Source organism: Luteibacter sp. HA06 (assembly GCF_054061215.1).
On the sequence record NZ_JBSSDZ010000001.1, the window covers coordinates 971,270 to 989,119 of the forward strand.

At 63.4% G+C, this 17,850-nt stretch carries 13 protein-coding genes and 1 pseudogene; 10 read left to right on the forward strand and 4 right to left on the reverse strand.

The window, feature by feature from the left end:
* Positions 1-9: 9 nt before the first annotated feature.
* Positions 10-2,523 carry an LPS-assembly protein LptD gene (locus ACVWWJ_RS04250; protein WP_456966886.1) on the reverse strand — a complete coding sequence of 838 codons (2,514 nt, stop codon included), beginning with the start codon at positions 2,521-2,523 and terminating at the stop codon, positions 10-12.
* Between the two features lie 144 nt (positions 2,524-2,667).
* On the reverse strand, positions 2,668-3,228 hold the full coding sequence (locus tag ACVWWJ_RS04255) for a cob(I)yrinic acid a,c-diamide adenosyltransferase (protein ID WP_456966888.1): 561 nt from the start codon (positions 3,226-3,228) through the stop codon (positions 2,668-2,670).
* A 35-nt stretch (positions 3,229-3,263) separates the two neighbouring features.
* Between ACVWWJ_RS04255 and ubiH the strand changes: the two genes are divergently transcribed.
* The 3 genes from ubiH (at position 3,264) to ACVWWJ_RS04270 (ending at position 6,551) form a co-directional block, all read left to right on the forward strand.
* Entirely contained in the window at positions 3,264-4,472 is a 1,209-nt protein-coding gene (ubiH, locus tag ACVWWJ_RS04260; protein ID WP_456966889.1) for a 2-octaprenyl-6-methoxyphenyl hydroxylase, read from the forward strand.
* Entirely contained in the window at positions 4,469-5,683 is a 1,215-nt protein-coding gene (locus ACVWWJ_RS04265; protein ID WP_456966890.1) for a UbiH/UbiF/VisC/COQ6 family ubiquinone biosynthesis hydroxylase, read from the forward strand. Before ubiH ends, ACVWWJ_RS04265 begins: the two co-directional genes overlap by 4 nt.
* 73 nt (positions 5,684-5,756) lie before the next feature.
* Positions 5,757-6,551: a dienelactone hydrolase family protein gene (locus ACVWWJ_RS04270; RefSeq protein ID WP_456966891.1), complete on the forward strand. Its 795-nt coding sequence runs from the start codon at positions 5,757-5,759 to the stop codon at positions 6,549-6,551.
* 13 nt (positions 6,552-6,564) lie between these two features.
* Here the strand turns inward: ACVWWJ_RS04270 and ACVWWJ_RS04275 are convergent, their stop codons facing one another.
* The gene (locus tag ACVWWJ_RS04275) at positions 6,565-7,563 is read right to left on the reverse strand and encodes a polyprenyl synthetase family protein (protein WP_456966892.1); all 999 of its coding nucleotides are present in this window, start codon (positions 7,561-7,563) and stop codon (positions 6,565-6,567) included.
* A gap of 328 nt (positions 7,564-7,891) precedes the next feature.
* Here ACVWWJ_RS04275 and ACVWWJ_RS04280 point away from each other — a divergent pair, with 328 nt between their 5' ends.
* From ACVWWJ_RS04280 to ACVWWJ_RS04310, 7 genes are all read left to right on the forward strand, one after another.
* Positions 7,892-8,443 (forward strand): fimbrial protein, encoded by a 552-nt coding sequence (locus tag ACVWWJ_RS04280; RefSeq protein ID WP_456966893.1) that lies wholly within the window; start codon positions 7,892-7,894, stop codon positions 8,441-8,443.
* Positions 8,443-9,201 carry a fimbrial biogenesis chaperone gene (locus tag ACVWWJ_RS04285; protein WP_456966894.1) on the forward strand — a complete coding sequence of 253 codons (759 nt, stop codon included), beginning with the start codon at positions 8,443-8,445 and terminating at the stop codon, positions 9,199-9,201. Before ACVWWJ_RS04280 ends, ACVWWJ_RS04285 begins: the two co-directional genes overlap by 1 nt.
* Positions 9,198-11,594, forward strand: a complete 2,397-nt coding sequence (locus ACVWWJ_RS04290) for a fimbria/pilus outer membrane usher protein (protein WP_456966895.1) — start codon at positions 9,198-9,200, stop codon at positions 11,592-11,594. Before ACVWWJ_RS04285 ends, ACVWWJ_RS04290 begins: the two co-directional genes overlap by 4 nt.
* Positions 11,591-12,136 carry a fimbrial protein gene (locus tag ACVWWJ_RS04295; RefSeq protein ID WP_456966896.1) on the forward strand — a complete coding sequence of 182 codons (546 nt, stop codon included), beginning with the start codon at positions 11,591-11,593 and terminating at the stop codon, positions 12,134-12,136. The genes ACVWWJ_RS04290 and ACVWWJ_RS04295 overlap by 4 nt, the downstream gene beginning before the upstream one ends.
* Before the next feature lie 181 nt (positions 12,137-12,317).
* Complete coding sequence (ssb, locus tag ACVWWJ_RS04300) at positions 12,318-12,938, forward strand: single-stranded DNA-binding protein (RefSeq protein WP_456966897.1); 621 nt, start codon at positions 12,318-12,320, stop codon at positions 12,936-12,938.
* An 872-nt stretch (positions 12,939-13,810) separates the two neighbouring features.
* On the forward strand, positions 13,811-14,251 hold the full coding sequence (locus ACVWWJ_RS04305) for an SAVED domain-containing protein (protein WP_456966898.1): 441 nt from the start codon (positions 13,811-13,813) through the stop codon (positions 14,249-14,251).
* 369 nt (positions 14,252-14,620) lie between these two features.
* Complete coding sequence (locus ACVWWJ_RS04310; RefSeq protein ID WP_456966899.1) at positions 14,621-16,903, forward strand: nSTAND3 domain-containing NTPase; 2,283 nt, start codon at positions 14,621-14,623, stop codon at positions 16,901-16,903.
* Between the two features lie 668 nt (positions 16,904-17,571).
* On the opposite strand, the pseudogene ACVWWJ_RS04315 reads toward ACVWWJ_RS04310, so the two are convergent.
* Positions 17,572-17,676 (reverse strand): annotated as a pseudogene (locus ACVWWJ_RS04315) (integrase core domain-containing protein); the annotation flags it as partial.
* Positions 17,677-17,850: the final 174 nt, after the last annotated feature.

Here is a 17,850-nt window from a genome sequence, read left to right on the forward strand (position 1 = left end):
TTGCCCCTCTTATTGATAGCCAAGGATAGCACGCCGCAGATAGCTGCCTGTCTCCGGGTTGACCGAGCCCAGGCCCTTGAATTCCATCTCGAACATGATCGCGTTCGCGGTCTCCCGGGTGTAGTCGCGTACGAAGTGGCGGCCGAGTACGCGGAAGGCGACGCAGCAGCTGTCGTACTCGAAACCCACGGCAGCATCCAGCGTGCGATGCGAATACGTGAAGGTATTGAAGGGCCCGATGCCGCCGGGCGCGTAGACGGGCAGCACGTCGCGGCGGGCAAAGACCCAGCGCGCCAGTGCGCGCCAGCGCTCGGACACAGGAAAGACCACGGATGTGTCGAATTGTTCCATCACGTTCCGCCGATAGCGGTACGAGAAGTTGATGATGCCGTCGCCCTTGATGCGGCGCTGCAGCTGGACCGTGGCCAGGTCCGTGTCATGTCCCTGTTCGAATGGCTGGGCGTCCGTGTTCAGGTAGGGGCTCGGCTTCGTGTTCGGGTTCCACTGATACGAGCTGTTCAACCGCCAGTTGTCGTTGAACTGCATGCTCATCTGGGCGATGTAGTCGGAGCCGGCGAAGTTGGTTGGGGCCACGCCCGGCGACTGCACCTTCTGGTCGCTGAAGTAACGGATCTGGCCGATGCTGGCCGAGAACCGTTCCACGCCGTGGTCATCGAGAAGGCGGGTCGTCAGGGCGGCGGTCAGGTTGTTCGCGTCCATCTGGCGGTCGGCGCCCGAGAACCGGTTGTTGCTGAACAGCTGCCAGAAGTCGAATGACATTTCGCTGGTGTCGAACAGCGGAAGGTTGTTCTGGTTGCGGTACGGCACGTACAGGTAATACAGGCGCGGCTCGAGCGTCTGCGTGTAGTCGGTTCCGAACAGGTGCGTCTGCTTGTCGAAAATCAGGCCGGCGTCCAGATTTGCGATGGGCAGGGATCGGGACGGGTCGCGCTGGGTGTAGTTGTAGTGTTGGTAGTCGGTGTCGAGGCGGTAATCCGTATAGCGGTATTCAACACGAGGACGGACGAACCATGACGCGCCCTGGAAGTCGGCGGCGAGGAACGGGGCAAGATCCAGACGTGTACCGTCGACCTGGCCCGGAAAGCCGGGCGAGACCGGTGCGGGACTTTCCTTGCGGAAGTTCACGATCTCGGTATCGATGCCGCCGTCGAGCCAGCTGAGCACCGGCGCATTGAAGTTAAAGGTGCCGCGCGGCCAGCGGCGGTACGGCGCCACGTAGTTCGGGAGGCCGGCATCGACGTTCTGGTAATCGTCCGCGCCGAGGGCAGCACTCCAGTACTTGCCCCCCTTGGTGATGTACGCGCTGGACGAAAGCAGGGTCACGCCGGTGGTGTAGATATCGTTACCGAAATCCCGGAAATACTGGTTGTCCGAGGCGCGGTTTATGTTGGCGCCGAAGTTGAAGCCGTCGCCGAGACTGGTCGAGTTGGCGATCTGCAACAGCCAGCGCTGCTTGGAGCCGTCGCGGTCGCTCGTATTGCTGACGTCCTGGTCTTTGCCCTTGTCGTGGGCCATGTAGTGCAGGTCGATACTGCCGTTCGATCGCGGCAGCAGGTAACGGAACTCGCCGCCCAGCATCACGCCGCGGTCGGTATAGATACCCGGTTCCACCGTCGCATCGTAGTTCGGCGCGAGGTTGAAGTAGTACGGAATCGTGAAGTACGCGCCCGAGTAGCTGTTGGTGCCGAACGTCGGGTAGAGAAAGCCGCTCTTTCGACGGTCGTCCAGCGGAAAGCTGAAGAAAGGCACGTAGAGGAACGGCACATTGTGGTAACGGATGGTGGCGCTACGCGCCTCGCCGACACCGGTATCCTTGTTCAGGTTCATGGTCTTCGCGCGGAATTCCCACACGGGATTGCCGATGTCGCAGGTGGTGTACGTGGCCAGGTTGAAGCGGCCGTGCTGCGGGTCGATGACCTTGGCGTGGTCGGCGATACCGTTGCCGCGCGACTGCAGTAGCTGGTAAGTGACGTGGTCGGCATCGGCCTGGTTGGGCGTGGTCGTGCCCGTCATGCGGTCGGCGGATACGAGCATGCCCGCTTCCTGGTACCGCACGTTGCCCTTCGCGTCGTAGGCCGTGGAGTCCGAGTTGTACGTCACGTCGTCGGCGCGCATGACCTGGTCGGCGCGCTCGAGGCGGACACCGCCAGTCAGGTGGTAGACGTCCGGCTCCGGGCTTTCGACCTTGACGCCGCTAGTGCCGTCGTCGAGGCCCGAGTGCACGTCGGTGACGGCGGTCTCGCGCAGCGACGTGTCCTTGGTGATCTGGGGCTCGTAGAAACCCAACATGGCGTTGGGACGACACATGTTGTAGTTCACCGGCCGGGGCGGGCAGAAGAACGAGCCCAGCGCGCAGGTGGCGACAGGCGCGGCCTGGGTGGTCGTCCCCGAGGGCGCCACCGTGGACGGTGCCTGGGCGGCCTGGGCGGCACTCGAAACGATGAAGGCGACGGCTGTCGCCAGCAGGCGGCGTTTAGGCAGGATGCTGTTGCGTGGCGTCACAGGCTCGGTCTTATTCGCTCGAAAGGCGGCCAACTTAGCAGAATCGCCAGCCACACCGCACGATGGCAAGTCACCCATAGCTCTGGACCCCTAGAGAGCGCGTCGTCGATCGACGCGCCTGCCCATCGAGCTTACACCGCCGACTCAGCCGCGCGGGCGGCGTTCATGCTGCCACAGCACTTCGCCGTGCCCGCTGCGGCGGGCGAGAACGCGCGCCAGAACGAAGAGCAGGTCGGAAAGGCGGTTCAGGTAACGCTGTGCCTCGGGGCGTACCTCCTCGACCCTCCCCAGTGCGACGACGTCGCGTTCCGCGCGTCGGCATATGGTGCGGGCGAGGTGGCAGGACGCTGCCGCCATCCCGCCACCGGGCAGGATGAAGTTCTTCAGGGCCGGCAGGTCGGCATTGAAGGCGTCGAGCACATTCTCGAGGCGATCGATGTCCCGGGCCTGGACCATGGCCATGCCGGGGATGCACAGCTCGCCGCCGAGGTCGAACAGCTCGTGCTGGATCTGCGCCAGGGCGTCGCGGATATCGTCGTCCACCCCGTCCGCCGCCATGGTCATGCCGATGGCGCTGTTGAGCTCGTCCACCGTGCCGTAGGCGGTGACCCGCAGGGAGTCCTTGCCGGTGCGGCTGCCGTCGCCGAGGCCGGTCGTGCCATCGTCGCCGGTGCGTGTGTAGATCTTCGAAAGTCGATTTCCCATCGGGCCATTCTATCGGTGCGGGTTATCATTCGCCCATGACCTCAACCCAGCCCATCCTCATCGTCGGCGGCGGCCTGGTCGGCGCCAGCCTCGCCATCGCCCTCGATCATGCGGGGCTGCCGGCCATCCTCGTCGAGGCCGCGGCGCCGCGGGTGGACGACCAGCCCAGCTACGACGAGCGCAACCTGGCCCTGGCCCGGGCGACCGTGAACGGGCTGGCATCGATCGGCGTGTGGGAGTTCGCGCAGGACAAGGCCACGTCCATCACGCACATTCATACGAGCCGCGCCGGCGATTTCGGCAGCGTCCGCATGGATGCAGCGGCCGAGGGCGTGGACGCGCTGGGCTGGACGCTGCCGGCACGTGAGCTCGGCGCCGCACTGCTACGCCGCCTGGACCGTTGCCGCCTGCTGACGCGCCTTGCCCCGGCGCGGGTCGAGCGCATCGAACCGGACCCGGCCGGCTGGCTCGTGACCGTGTCGGCCAACGGAGAGACCCGGCAGATCTCAACGCCCCTGCTCGTGGGCGCAGACGGCACGCAGTCAGGCATCCGCACCCAGCTCGGCATCGGCACGCGCGAGCACGACTACGAGCAGGCGCTCTTCGTCAGCACCATGGTTCCCGAACGGGATCCGCGCGGCCGAGCGTTCGAGCGGTTCACCGACGATGGGCCGATCGCCGTACTGCCATTGGCCGATCGGCGCGTCGGCGTCGTCCTGACCGTCGCTACCGCCGAAGCTGACGCCGTCGCCACCATGGACGACGCGGCCTTCGCCGCATTTGCCCAGGAGCGCTTCGGCTGGCGCCTTGGTCGCCTGTCGCGCCCCGGCAAGCGTGCGCCCTATCCGATTCGCCGCGTCGCCGCTGACAGCCTCGTCTCGGAGCGCGCGGTCCTGGTCGGCAATGCCGCGCAAACCGTGCATCCGATCGGCGCGCAAGGCTTCAACCTCGGGCTGCGCGATGCGCTGACGCTGGCCGAACTGGTGGCTGCCGCCGCCGATCCGGGCGCCCCCGGACTGCTGGCCGAATACGCTGCGCGGCGTGCCGCCGATCGCGAAGGGACGATGCTGATGAGCCACGGCCTGGTCCGCCTGGCGTGCCTGAATCAGCCCCTCCTCGGGCCGCTACGGTCTTTGGCCATGCTCGCCCTCGATCGCGTGCCGCCCCTTCGCCACGCACTAAGTCGGCGCGGCATGGGTTTTCGCCCCCACGCACCGTTGGCGGTGCGGGAGAAAACGCCATGAACGATTCCGTACGGAACGAGGCGTCGTCGCGTCGCCGGGGCAGCCTGCTCGATGTCGCCGTGGTCGGAGGAGGCATGGTCGGGGCCGCCGCTGCGCTCGCCCTGGCGCGCTCCGGCTTCTCCGTCGCCCTGATCGACGCCCGCGAGCCCGCCGCCTGGGCCGCTGCCGACGACCTCGACCTGCGTGTCGTCGGGCTCGCACCGTCATCGGTAACGATGCTCGATCAACTCGGTGTGTGGTCGCACATCCGCGAAGCGCGAGCATCCGCCTATGAACGGATGCATGTGTGGGATGCCGAAAGCGGTGCGGCTATTCAGTTCGACGCAGCGGACGAAGGGCGCGACGTCCTCGGCTACATCGTCGAGAACAACCTCGTCCAGGCCACGCTCTGGCATGCGCTGGACGACGCCGGCGTGCGTCGTATCGTCCCCGCCGAGGTCATCGCCTACACCATGCGCGAAGACCGGGCCCAACTGGACCTGGCTGACGGTCAGGTGATTGCGGCACGGCTGGTGGTGGCTGCGGATGGCGCGGAATCCCCGCTGCGGGCCATGGTCGGCATCGGTACACATGGTCGCGATTACGCACAGCGTGCCGTGGTGGCACACGTCGAAACGACCCACCCACATCAGCGCACGGCATGGCAGCGTTTCCTGCCCTCCGGCCCGCTGGCCTTCCTGCCACTTGCCGACGGACGCAGCTCGATCGTCTGGTCGCTGCCGGACGCGGAAGCCGCGCGCGTGCTGGCGCTGGATGACGAGGCGTTCCGGCAGGCGCTCGGCGTGGCCAGTGACTTCCGGCTCGGTCCCATCCGCACGGTCGGCCGGCGTGCCGCGTTCCCGCTCAGGCTGAAACTCGCCGAGCGGTACGAGGTGGGACGACTGGTTCTTCTGGGCGACGCCGCCCACGCTGTTCATCCGCTTGCGGGACAGGGCGTGAACCTCGGGTTGCGTGATGTTGCCGAACTGCGCGACACCCTGGTCGAAGCGCGCGAGGCAGGCCGCGATTTCGCCGCGACGCATGTACTCCGGCGCTATGCGCGGCGCCGCCGCAGCGCCGACGGCATGGATGCGTGGTCGTTCGATGCGCTGGCTCGTATCTATGCATGGCAGGCCTCGCCGCTGGTCACCGCGCGTGGCATCGGCGTTCGCCTGCTGAATTGCATCGGTCCGCTGAAGACCCGGCTGGCGCGTCACGCCGCTGGTCTCTGACGGAGCTGCCCCCGGCTACCCAGGTTCCGCGGCCGGCCCTATGCTTGCCCGCATCCAACAGGGAGTCACGCTCATGCGCCGTTCGTTGTTTGCACTGTCCTTGCTCGTCCTCGGTCACATCGGCGCGGCATCGGCCGCGATGGTCGCCAAGCCGGTCCAGTGGACCGACGCCGGCGTGACCTACAAGAGTTTCCTGGTCTACGACGACGCGGTCACCACGAAGCGACCCGGTCTGGTCATGGTGCCGAACTGGTACGGCATCAACGACATGGCGATCGCCAAAGCCAAGGACATCGCGGGCAAGGACTACGTCATCCTGCTGACCGACATGTACGGCGGTGGCACGCGTCCGACGTCGGAAGCGGAAGCTGGCGCCGCGGTGAAGCCCCTCTACGCGGATCGCAAGATCATGCGTTCGCGCGTATCGCGCGCCTTCGCCGAGTTGAAGGCGCAGGAGAAGAACGCGCCGATCGATCCCGCACGGCTCGCTGCCATCGGTTTCTGTTTTGGCGGCTCCGCCGTGCTCGATCTCGCCCGTGCCGGCGCCGATGTTGCTGCTGTCGTCAGCTTCCATGGCTTGCTTGCCACGGACGATCCGAAGCTCGCTTCGAACATCCACGGCAAGGTGCTGGCTCTGAACGGCGCAGATGACGCGAACGTTCCGCCGGAGCAGCGTACGGCGTTCGAAGCGGAAATGCGCGATGCGAAAGTCGATTGGGCGTCTACCGATTTCGGCGGCGCCGTGCATTGCTTCACCGAGAAGGAAGCCACCACGACGACCGGCAATTGCCGTTATGACGCCAGGGTAGCTAACCGCGCCTACGCAGCCATGCGCGCATGGCTGACGGAAGCTTTCGCGAAGAAATAATTCGCGGGGTGGCTCAGAAGCGCCGCTCGACCGAGTAATCGGCCAGGGCGGCCAGCGCATCGCGGAAGGGCGATGCGCTGATCTCCGCCAGCGCCGTTCGTGCGGCGTTGGCGTGGGAGACGGCACGATCATGGGTGCGCTCGAGCGCACCTGAGTCGCGAATGGCAGCCACGATGCGGTCCAGAGAGTCGAGGCCGCCATGCTCGATGGCGTGGCGCAGGGACTTCAGCTGTTCCGCGTCGGCCGACTGCATCGCATAAATCAGCGGGAGGGTCGGCTTGCCCTCGGCGAGATCGTCGCCGATGTTTTTGCCGAGGGTCTCGGCGTCGGACACGTAGTCGAGCAGGTCGTCGGCAATCTGGAAGGCATAGCCCAGCTCCATGCCATAGCGGCGAAGCGCGGCGACCTGGTTCCCCGGAAGCCCGCCCAGCACACCGCCAAGTTCCGTGGCGGCAGCGAACAGTACGGCCGTTTTCCGCTCGATCACGGCCAGGTATGCGGCTTCGTCAACGTCGGCGTTGCCGATGTTGAGCAACTGCAATACTTCGCCTTCGGCGATGGTGTTCGTCGTATCGGCGAGGATGCGCATGATGCGCATGTCGTCCAGCTCCACCATCAACTGGAACGAGCGGGAATAGAGGAAATCGCCGACCAGCACGCTGGCTGCGTTGCCCCAGAGCGCGTTTGCGGTCTTGCGGCCGCGACGCATGTCCGATTCATCGACCACGTCGTCGTGGAGCAGGGTGGACGTGTGGATGAACTCGATGATCGCGGCCAGCTTCGCGTGTTCCTGGCCGCCATAGCCGGCGGCCCGCGCCGCGAGCACGTGGAGCATCGGACGCAGGCGCTTGCCGCCGCCGGCGATGATGTGGTCGGCGATGGCGTTGATCAGGACGACGTCGGAAGACAGTCGATGCCTGATCAGCGCGTCGACCTCCTTCATGTCGTCGGCTGCCAGGGCGCGAACGCCAGCAAAGTCGAGGGAGGTGGTGCGATCGGCGATGGAATCCATGGACCAGGTTCGTGTGCGACAAATCGGCCCTCAGTATAGGGGCTGGTTGGGTGGATTCGTTGTACACGGCCCGTGGATCGACGAAATCGCCCCGAATGCCGTTCCCGACCCCGGGATGAGCCGCGGCCCTGGCGCCAGGGTCCTCATGCCCCGGCTCTGACCTGCGCCACGTATTCACCTCTCCGGCTGCCAGATACCGCTTTCCTGTGACATGGCTAAAGCTGGCCTGCGGACGAGCCTGCCGACGGCCTGCGTTTCAGCGAGCGCGTATCGCTGGAGCAAGGCTGTGCGCAGACACTGACCTTCCCCCAACGAAAAGGTCACCTCCATGAATGTGCTTGCAACGTCGTCCCTCGCCATCGCGCTCATCGCCATTCCTGTTACCCCGGTCCTCGCCGCCAACGACGGCACCATCGATATCACGGGTCGCATCACGGCGACCACATGCCTGGTGGAGGGCAAGCAGCCTGGTTCCGGCGCCGTCACCAAGACAGTCGACTTCGGAGATATCAGTGCGGGCAATCTCGCCGCCGCGGGCCAGACATCCGGCGACCGGGGATTCCAGATCCATATCGGCGGCAACGCGGAGTGCGTGGATGGTGGCATGGCGAAGATCCGCTTCGACCCCGCGAGCCCCGCACTCGACCGGGCAACCGGACGCCTGAATATCGACGCGGGCACGGACGCTGCGAAGAACGTCCAGATCCAGATCGCAAACCAGGATGGCACACCCATCAATATGTATACCGAGGATTCGCAGGGCGCGACGATCGCCGGGAACGAGGCGATCATCCCGCTGATCGCCCGTTACTACAGCACGGGAAAAGCCGAGAAAGGCGCGGCGAATTCGCGTGTCGGTTTCCAGGTCGTCTATCAGTGATGCATCGTGCCAGGGCAATCCTCTGTCTTGTGCTCGGCGCCGCCTGTGCGTCCAACGATGCGGGCGCAGGCGTTGTCATCGGCGCGACGCGCATCGTATTTCCTGGCGCGAGTCGCGACGTGTCCGTGCGTATAGAGAACAAGGGAGATGAGCCGGCCTTGGTGCAGGCGTGGATCGACGATGGTGACGATCGATCCACGCCAGAGAGCGCGCACGCGCCCTTTGCCATCACGCCACCGGTCTTCCGCATCGATCCCGCTCGCGGGCATGCCCTTCGGATCATCCATGTTGGCGAACGTCCGCCTTCAGGCAAGGAGTCCCTGTACTGGCTCAACGTACTTGAAATTCCGCCCAGCCCCGAGGCGGGAAAAGCTGCGAATACGCTGCAGTTCGCCTTCCGGCACAGGCTGAAGCTTCTCCATCGGCCCAAGGGGCTTTTGGTCGAGCCTGCCGCATCACCCTCACTGCTGGCCTGGTCGATAGAGCGTGAGGGTGACCTGTCGAGGCTACGGGTCAGCAACCCTTCGCCCTACGTCGTGTCGTTCAATGAGGTTGCGATTGGCGTGGACAATACGTCAGGAAAGGCGGTGTCCCTCGGCGGAGGCATGGTCGCCGCAAAGAGCGAAACCACATGGTCGCTGCCGAAAGGTGCGTCCGTGCCACACGGCGCCGTCGTGAGCTTCGCGACGATCAACGACTACGGCGCCGTCATTCCCGCGACGGCAAAAACCGTTGTCGCTGCGCCGGAGAATGATTGAAGCGGGAGGGTGGACGGACGTGCTCGTGGCTGATCGCGATCGCACTTATCGCCGTTGCGCCCCCAGCCCGCACCGCGAATGTTCCATCGCAGGATGGCAAGACCGTCGAGTTCAATCCCGCATTTCTTCCAGGTGACCATGCCATGTCTATTGACCTCTCCCGTTATTCCCGACGCAACCCGGTCATGCCCGGGCATTACGACGCCGACATCTGGTTGAACGGTGAGTGGCAGGCGCGTCGCAGTGTCCGTTTCATCGTCGGCGAGGCCACGTCCGATGCAGCGCCGTGTTTCTCGTCGGCCAGCATCGCGTCTTTTGGCGTGACGCTTGCCGCAAAGACGGACGCCGGTGATGAGATATGCCGGCCGCTGGCGGATGTCGTGCCTGCTTCGACCGCCCGCTTCGATGTCAGTGAACAGCGGCTGGATATCGAAGTGCCCCAGGCCGCGCTCGTACGTCGTCGTTACGGTGTCGTCCCGCAGGCGCAACGTGATGCCGGTGTCGCGTCGGGTCAGCTCGGCTGGCGATTGAACGTGCATCGCAGCTCCGCGGGACGGCGCGCACGGACAGCACGCTTTCTTTCCCATGAAGCCGGCATCAACGCGGGCGAATGGCGCCTGCGCGCTGCCGGATCGTGGAGCGCATCGCGATACGCGCGCCGACACGTGTACCTTGAACGACCGATCCAGACATGGCGCGCCCATTGGCGTATCGGCGAACTCACCGTGGCCGATGGCCTGTTCTCGCCGGTTCGCATGCGCGGGATGACCGTGGCAAGCGACGCACGCATGGACGACGACGCGGATGCCGGCTATAAGCCGACGGTTCGAGGCCTTGCGCGGACGCACGCGCTGGTCCGGGTGACCCAGGGCGGCATCCTCCTGCGAGAGATCTCGGTCCCACCTGGCCCCTTTGTTGTCGACGACCTCCAGGGCCTTGGACGCGGCGGTGACCTGGAAGTCGCCGTTGAGGAGGAAGACGGTAGCCGCACGTCGTTTCGGGTTCCGTACTTCGCGATGCCCGAACTGATTGGCCAGGATCACGCGGCGGTGGCGCTGAGCGCCGGGCGTGCGGTGGTGAAACGAGGTGGGGATTCGTCGGTGATCCAAGGCACATGGCGACGTGGATTTGCCCGCGACACCACGCTGTATGCCGGTTGGCGCTTCCGGGGTAAGGAGCGTTCGGCGTTGGTAGGCGCCGCCGTCGATACCCTGGCTGGTGCCTTCGCGGTCGACGTCATGGCTTCCCGCACGGCGCGCGACTCGCAAACCTGGCGCGTGCGGCACGGGCGGCGGTGGAGCAAGGGAACCAGCACCTGGGTGGGCTTCGTACGCCAGGCAGGGAAGGGGCCGAGGCGCGCGGGCCGTGAAGACCGGATAGACCTCATGATGCAACGTGATCTATCGCTCGATCGGGGCGTCCTCACGGTGAATGCCAGCGGGCACCGTGTGAGGCGGCACATCGACTCGCACCGTGCCCGATCGGAGACGTCGCTTGGACTCGGCTGGACGCGCGCATGGCGTCGGGCCACGCTCGACGTGTCCTTGCGCCACGCCGTCGATGACGTGAGTGCGCACCTCGGCGTCTCGATGCCGCTAGGGATCGCAGCGTCCGCACCACAGCTTACGTTGTCCGGTCACGGCAGCCGCGACGATGCCAGCCATGTGCAACTCGGTGTCGTGGGCTCGACGGGCGTCGAGAGGAACATCGGTTATGGCGCGTTCCTGGGACAGGGGGCCCGGGGTGACCATCGGCTCGGGGTATCCGCCTCGGTCCTGTCCAGCGCAGGTGAATCGAACCTCGCAATCGATCGGGCCGGCGGCGTTCATGCGGAATCGTTCTCGACATCCGGTGCGCTCGTTATTCACCGCCACGGCATCACCCACGCGCAGCGCCTCGGTGAGGCGATGGCGCTCGTACATGCGGCAGGTGCCGCTGGCGCGCGATTGCCATCCGTTGCCGCCGGCCGGCTGGACCGGCGCGGTTACGGCGTCATACCGTACCTCGCGCCCTTTCGGTGGAACGCGGTCGAGATCGACCCGACCGGCATGTCGCTTGATGTAAGCCTCGCCTCGGCACGCCGCCGCGTTGCCCCGACAGCGGGCGCCGTGGTCCTGGTGCCTTTCGATACGGAGGTGGGACGCACGGCGTTACTCGTGACGCGTCGAGCCGACGGCTCCCCCCCGGTGTTCGGCGCCGACGTCCTCGACGGGCAGAACCGCTCAGTGGGGGTGGTCGGGCAGGCGGGGAATGTCTTCATCAGGGACGTCGTGCCGGGCGCGATGGTAACGGTCCGTTGGGGGGCAGGGGCGGACGAACGCTGTGACGTTCGTGTGGAAGCGGATGGCGATGTCGCGCACGGCCTCACGCGACTGAAGGGGGTGTGCCAATGAACAAATGGCGTGCGGGCGTGGCTACCGGAGCTTTTCTTGGTCTCTTCATCGCCCCGGTGTCCGGGCGCGCCCATGGCGAATCCCGATATATCCCGCCCGGACCATCGGCCGACACGCTGCAGTTCGACGTCACCGGCGCGATCGTCCCGTCCTGTGCGCTCGTGACGAACCGCATCCGTATCGAACTGGGAACGGTGTCCGTGTCAGACCTGTCGTCGCTCGGTGAGGGAAGTCCGTGGCAAGGAGCGGCCTTCATCGGGGCAGATTGCGTCGGTGCGGCACATGCATCGGTTTTAGTTCGTGCCACTGCCTCCCCGGAGGACCCTCGCTACCTCGCCACGGCGGGCGGTGCCCGAGGTGTCGCTGTCGAAATGCGCACTGGTCCGGGCCAGCCGGTATTACCTGACGGGACCACGCCCGTGCGATTCGATCTTGCCGGCGCCGCCCCGGAACTCCGCTTCGAGGCCCGCTACGTCCGGGTCGGCCCACTGGTGCCGGGGGATGCCCACGGCACGGCACTCGTCCAGATCACATGGGAATGAGACTGGCGCCCGGGCGCGGGGCGGCTCGGGCTCACGCCGGAGGGTTTGCGATGAGGGCGGGCATCGCCCAAACTACCCGGTCCAACGCCGCCGGTCCGCGCAACGCGCAGGCTGGCTATGATGGCGGGAACGCCTGCCCGGTCCGGGCTGGCGCAAGAAGACACGTATAAGAGGGAAATCCATGGCACGCGGTATCAACAAGGTCATTATTGTCGGCAACCTCGGCGCGGATCCCGAGACCCGGTACACCGGCAGCGGCACGGCAATCACCAGCCTGCGTATTGCCACGTCGGAAGCCTGGACCGACAAGGCCTCCGGCGAGAAGCAGGAGCGCACCGAGTGGCACCGCGTGAAGCTGTTCGGCAAGCTGGCCGAGATTGCCGGCGAATACCTGAAAAAGGGTCGTCAGGTTTACATCGAAGGCTCCCTGCGCACCGACAAATACACCGATAAGGATGGCGTGGAGCGTTACTCGACCGACATCATCGGCAACGAAATGCAGATGCTCGGCGGCAACGCCGGCGGCGAGGGTGGCGGCGGTAACTTCGGCGGCGGCCAGGGCGGCGGCGCCCGTCCGCAGCAGGCACGTGCAGCCGGCGGCGGTGGTGGCGGTAACTACGGTGGCGGTGGCGGTGGCGGTGGTGGCGCAGCCGGCGGTGGCCAGCAGCGCGGCGGCGGCAACTACGGCGGCGGTTCGCGCGGTGGCGACGACTACGGCCAGCCCCGCGGTGGGAATGCACCCCCGCAGCGCTCGGCTCCGCCGGTCAACGAAGGCTTCGACGACGACGACATCCCGTTCTAGGACACACCTTAGACCGTCTTTGTACGGTTTTGACTTACAAACCCCCGATTCGTCGGGGGTTTTTCTTTTTTTAAACTGGACAATTTCGTACTGCGCTCTTTTCCCCACCCTCGCCTAAGCTACACCTTGAGAACTGTTACGAACGATTGATCGGAGTGCTGAGATGCAACTTAGATACCGAACTCGAGGATTCATCATGGAAGGTGGTGAAAGGTACCGAGTCCTTGTTGATCCCCGCTCGGGCATGCCCCTCTTCTATCCGAACCTGTTTGTAACGGCACAGGTGCGTAATCGATCATTGCCAGTGGCGAGCATGGATGCTGTGTGTGCTGCCCTAAATGTACTCCTTACCCACTGCAGCACGTGCGGTATCGATCTGGAGGGCCGAATCAGAGATCGGTGCTTCTTGAACCCCGCCGAGTTGGATGCAATCAGAGACATATGCCAGAAGCGGTTTAGTACGCATGACAGCGCGGTGGTAGTGTCTCTTCGGCACAGCAATGCAAACCAACGGGTACATACGGGAAGCGAGTACGTCCGCCTGACGCACATGGCCAACTATCTACGCTGGCTGTCCCACACCATGCTGGGCTCAGCAGTGGATGAGTCGGCCGCGCGCCAAATTGAACTGGTTCATCGCGGACTGAAGAGTCGTCGGCCCGTCGGGAAACGAAACGCTGAGGTAAAGAGGGGGCCGACTTCTGAACAGGTAGCGACGCTCTGGGAGGTAGTGGATCCCGAAGGGAAACAATCGCCATGTCAAGACGATGGCGTGCGTGTAAGAAACGCACTGATGATGGATCTTCTGTTCTACCTAGGCATCCGTGGGGGAGAGCTCCTGAGCCTATGCGACGTCCCCCCAGATTTGAGTAGTGCGTGGCTTCGACCTCGACCTGGCCGTCCCCAATGGGGTCTGGTCGACGGACGCGCATGCGCCGGGGAGCAATGCCGCCGAATGGTCCATCAACGTACCGGCGTTGCTGGCAGGCGGACGTCTCAGGGTGGTCATTGGCGTGATTCGCGATCCCCTCGACGAGGTACGGCAGTTCCTCGGCGCAGACACCGCCATCATTCATCTGCACCTGCCGCGCGCAGTGGTGTCCGCTAACGACATGCAAGCCAGCGTCCGCACCATCAAGGATGCGGTCAGCGCGGCGGTTATCCGTCTCGAGCCAGACGGGGTGGATCTGTTTTTTCTCGGGCCCTGGGTGTTGGCGGCGGCCCTCGGTCATCGCTGGAACGCCTTGCCGCCGACACGGTTTTTCAACCACGACCGCATGGCTGGCTACCAGCCTTCTTTGGACACTCCCTGAGCAGGAGGACATGGCCGCCGACGGCCACGACAGGCACGGGAACACCTCCGGCCCCATGGGGTGCTAAGCGTAACCGCGCGCCGCTTTCGCTACACGACTGGAACGCGAGCGGCCCGCCCGTGCTCAGTCACCTGCCTAACTGCATCCATCTTGAACTCGTCGGTGTATCGTTTGCCAGTCACAAGGACCTCCTCGGTTGCCGCAAATTATGGCTCCAAGTTGTCTATGAAAGTCTGAGCGGTCCAGATCATGACTTGGTTGGAGGGCTTCGAGCTTCGGCTCAAGGACCAATTCCCTCAGAAGAGTTGAAAACGATGGGAATGTCGGAGAAAGCTTCAGTCCATAGGCAAACAAGACGGTATACCAGACATGACGACGACGGCTCCCAGTGCACAGGCGTACCACGTAGATTTTTCCCTCAACACCTTGGGTTGGAAAGCCTTCCAAGACCTCTGCGCACAGGTTTGCGAGGAAGAGTATTCCTGCACAGTGTCGGTCTATCGGGAGGCACAAGACGGGGGGCAAGATGCATGCTTCTTTCTCTCCGCCGGAACGAACGGCGCATCCCACGAGGCGACGGTCCAGTGCAAATTCAGCAGTAAAGCCGAGCGCCGCCTGAAGGCAAGCGACATATCCGCCGAGTTAGACAGCGTCAGAGAGCTTGCAGCTTCGGGCAAAGCGGACACGTATATCTTCATCACGAGCATGGGCGTGGACGCGTCTGTTGCAACAGCGATACGCGGCAAGCTGTTGGAAGCAGGCGTTCGCCGGCCGCATGTCCTAGGTAGAGAGTGGCTGACAGCGAAAATCAGGGCGAGCGCTCGCCTGAGAGCGCTGGTGCCGCGTGTCTACGGACTTGGCGACCTGGCATCGATCTTGGACGAGCGCGCTGCTAGTCAGACGCGCTCGCTTCTGGGCCATCTGCTTCCGAGCCTGAAGATCTATGTCCCGACAACCTCTCATCGCACCGCGGTCCGACTGCTAGGAAGTCACAAGCTTGTACTCCTCCTCGGAGCACCCGCGACGGGCAAATCGACGCTTGCAGCTATCTTAGCCACCATGGCGATCGATACGCAGGGCTTGGAATGCCTCAAGTGCGAGGGCCCCTTGGAAATGCGCCCTCGTTGGAATCCTCATGACAACAAGCGCTTGTTCTGGATCGACGATGCGTTTGGACCCAATCAACTGCGCGAGGACTATGTAGACGCCTGGACTGAATTCATGCCGAAGATGAAGGCAGCGCTAGACCAAGGTAATCACTTCATACTCACGTCGCGCACGCACATTTGGAACGAAGCGCGGCACAAGTTAGGGACGCGAAACCATCCATTGTTGGAAAATCGAAAGTCTGTCGTAGACGTCGGAAGCCTCTCGCCCGAGGAGCGTCAACAGATTCTCTACAATCACGTTAAATCCGGTAATCAGTCGCACGATTGGCGAAGATTAATCAAGCCATACCTTCCATCGCTGGCTGATGATACAAACTTGCTACCGGAGATCGCCAGGAGGCTCGGCGACGCTGCGTACACGACGCAGTTGAGAAAACTGCCAAGCGATCTGTCTCGCTTCGTACATGAGCCGCAAGAATTTCTCATTGGGACTATTCGCGAGTTGGCTACAGCGCAGCAGGCCGCACTGACCCTTGTATTTTTATTCAGATCGCGGCTGCTCCCCACCGATATCGAAAGCGATGAGGGCCAGCTCGTCGCCGATAAGTATGCAACGTCGGTGGCAGCTATGGCGAGAGCGATCGAGCAGCTAGATGGAACATTTCTCGTTAAACGAAAGGAAGGTGGCCAACATCATTGGTCGTTTGTGCATCCCACGTTCGCGGATGCGATAAGCGGCATTCTCAGCGCGGCGCCCGACCTAGTCGGCCTTTACGTAAGGGGCACGAAGCTCGCCACCCTTCTCGCGGAGGCGGTATGCGAGGGTGCCCCACATGTTGCTGATGCAGTTGTCGTTCCTAAGTCAAGCGGAGATGCTTTGATTCTAAGACTCTTGGAAACGCCCGATGAGAAGAATTCGAACGAGGAGCTTTTCCAGTTCCTAAATCGCAGAGCAACCCCGCACATCGTCCAGAATGTCTTGGCCGCGGAGCCTGGCCTTGCCAGCCGTCGCGGGCAGTCCCCACCGTGGGTATCTGTACGTCGCCGCGCAGAAATCCTGCTCCGTGCCACGGCATTTTCGTTGGGGCTTCTAGAGGACGAGACCAGGCAGTTAACCTGCGAGTTCCTGCACGATGCCGCAACAGAGAGATTTGATGCGTCCTTTGTATCGGAGCAACTGGTCTTAGATATGTTCTCGCCATTTGAGCTGATGAAGCTGACGGTGAGACTCGTCGTGATGCTTGAAGACACAGTGCCGAGCAGAATTTCCGAGATAGAAGAGGAAGCTGATGCCGACGCCGATATTGATGATCAGTTTGAGCCAGTTACATCGTTTCTAAGCGATATGCATGGGCTGGCTATGGACAGTATGGAGCTGACTGACCGTCTGACGGAGCTCGAAAATTATGTCCGTGAAGCCAAGGGTCGCGTAGAGGGCCGAAAATCGACTCAGAGCGAGGACAGCTTCTTCACGTCCATCCCTTCGGCGTCCATCTCCGAGGAGGCCGAATCCAGGTCGATCTTCAGTGACGTCGATGAGTAGCTATTTATTGTGACCCCACGTCCAGAAGGTGCAGCACCACTCACGTTGTGCTGATGTTGACGCCGGCTGGTTTCGGCTTGCCAGGTTCGATGAGTCTTAGCTGGACACCGCGGTCGCGGGCATGCGACCCGTGTCGACCTACCCGGAAGCCCCGCAACGAACAACGCCCAGTGACCTTCCGGAGCACTGGGCGCCGCCGACTTTACTGTGCTTGGCGGAGAGGGTGGGATTCGAACCCGCAGTGCGCGTACGCATGATTTGGAGTCCGCCGGACGAGCCCGATGAATATCAGTCGCGGTTGGGCTGTGAGGGCGTAACGACAATGCCCCGGATGGTGCGGGCATGCGGCCAGTTTATGGTATAGCCGCGCGGCCAGGCAGGAACGAGGTCTAGCGATTCTCTGTGTTACCGAAGAATGGCGGGGGAGTCCCGCCATTCCGCCGATCTAGTCGCGATATTTCCCGACCGGGCAGTCCGAGGGGCGAGTTCGATCCCACACTTCAATAAGCTTGGCCTTGTTGTCTCCATGCCAACGCCTAATGGTTTTCTCCCACTTGGAAAGTTCGCCGTTAATTTTTTGGCAATCCTTTATAGAAAAGTTCGCCGTTTCGCCCGCATAGATGACCCCGTAAGCTTCCCCGTCAAGCAGACATTTCAAAACTAGAGCATCAGGCGGCTTGTTGACGGTACTCGCTGGGTGTCATGTTGCCCAACGAGGCGTGCGGTCGTTGCTCGTTGTAGTCGATGATCCACCAGTGCGCTGCTTCGCGTAACGGTCCGAATAAGCTTGTGACCATGGTCTCAGCCGTAGAGGGTTTTGCGAGAAGTCTTGTGGTTCAGCATAACGTCGCAACTGCCGACCGCATGCACAAGCGATATGCCAGATTTCGATACTGTACGCCTGAGTTCCTTATCGAGAAATCGCTTCGCCTTCACGGTAAGGTGGG

What these genes read in the sequence shown, in the direction of transcription:
- ACVWWJ_RS04255 (WP_456966888.1), bottom strand. Translation starts at nt 3,228, where the DNA reads ATGGGAAATCGACTTTCGAAGATCTACACACGCACCGGCGACGATGGC.
- ubiH (WP_456966889.1), top strand. Translation starts at nt 3,264, where the DNA reads ATGACCTCAACCCAGCCCATCCTCATCGTCGGCGGCGGCCTGGTCGGC.
- ACVWWJ_RS04265 (WP_456966890.1), top strand. Translation starts at nt 4,469, where the DNA reads ATGAACGATTCCGTACGGAACGAGGCGTCGTCGCGTCGCCGGGGCAGC.
- ACVWWJ_RS04270 (WP_456966891.1), top strand. Translation starts at nt 5,757, where the DNA reads ATGCGCCGTTCGTTGTTTGCACTGTCCTTGCTCGTCCTCGGTCACATC.
- ACVWWJ_RS04275 (WP_456966892.1), bottom strand. Translation starts at nt 7,563, where the DNA reads ATGGATTCCATCGCCGATCGCACCACCTCCCTCGACTTTGCTGGCGTT.
- ACVWWJ_RS04280 (WP_456966893.1), top strand. Translation starts at nt 7,892, where the DNA reads ATGAATGTGCTTGCAACGTCGTCCCTCGCCATCGCGCTCATCGCCATT.
- ACVWWJ_RS04285 (WP_456966894.1), top strand. Translation starts at nt 8,443, where the DNA reads ATGCATCGTGCCAGGGCAATCCTCTGTCTTGTGCTCGGCGCCGCCTGT.
- ACVWWJ_RS04295 (WP_456966896.1), top strand. Translation starts at nt 11,591, where the DNA reads ATGAACAAATGGCGTGCGGGCGTGGCTACCGGAGCTTTTCTTGGTCTC.
- ssb (WP_456966897.1), top strand. Translation starts at nt 12,318, where the DNA reads ATGGCACGCGGTATCAACAAGGTCATTATTGTCGGCAACCTCGGCGCG.
- ACVWWJ_RS04310 (WP_456966899.1), top strand. Translation starts at nt 14,621, where the DNA reads ATGACGACGACGGCTCCCAGTGCACAGGCGTACCACGTAGATTTTTCC.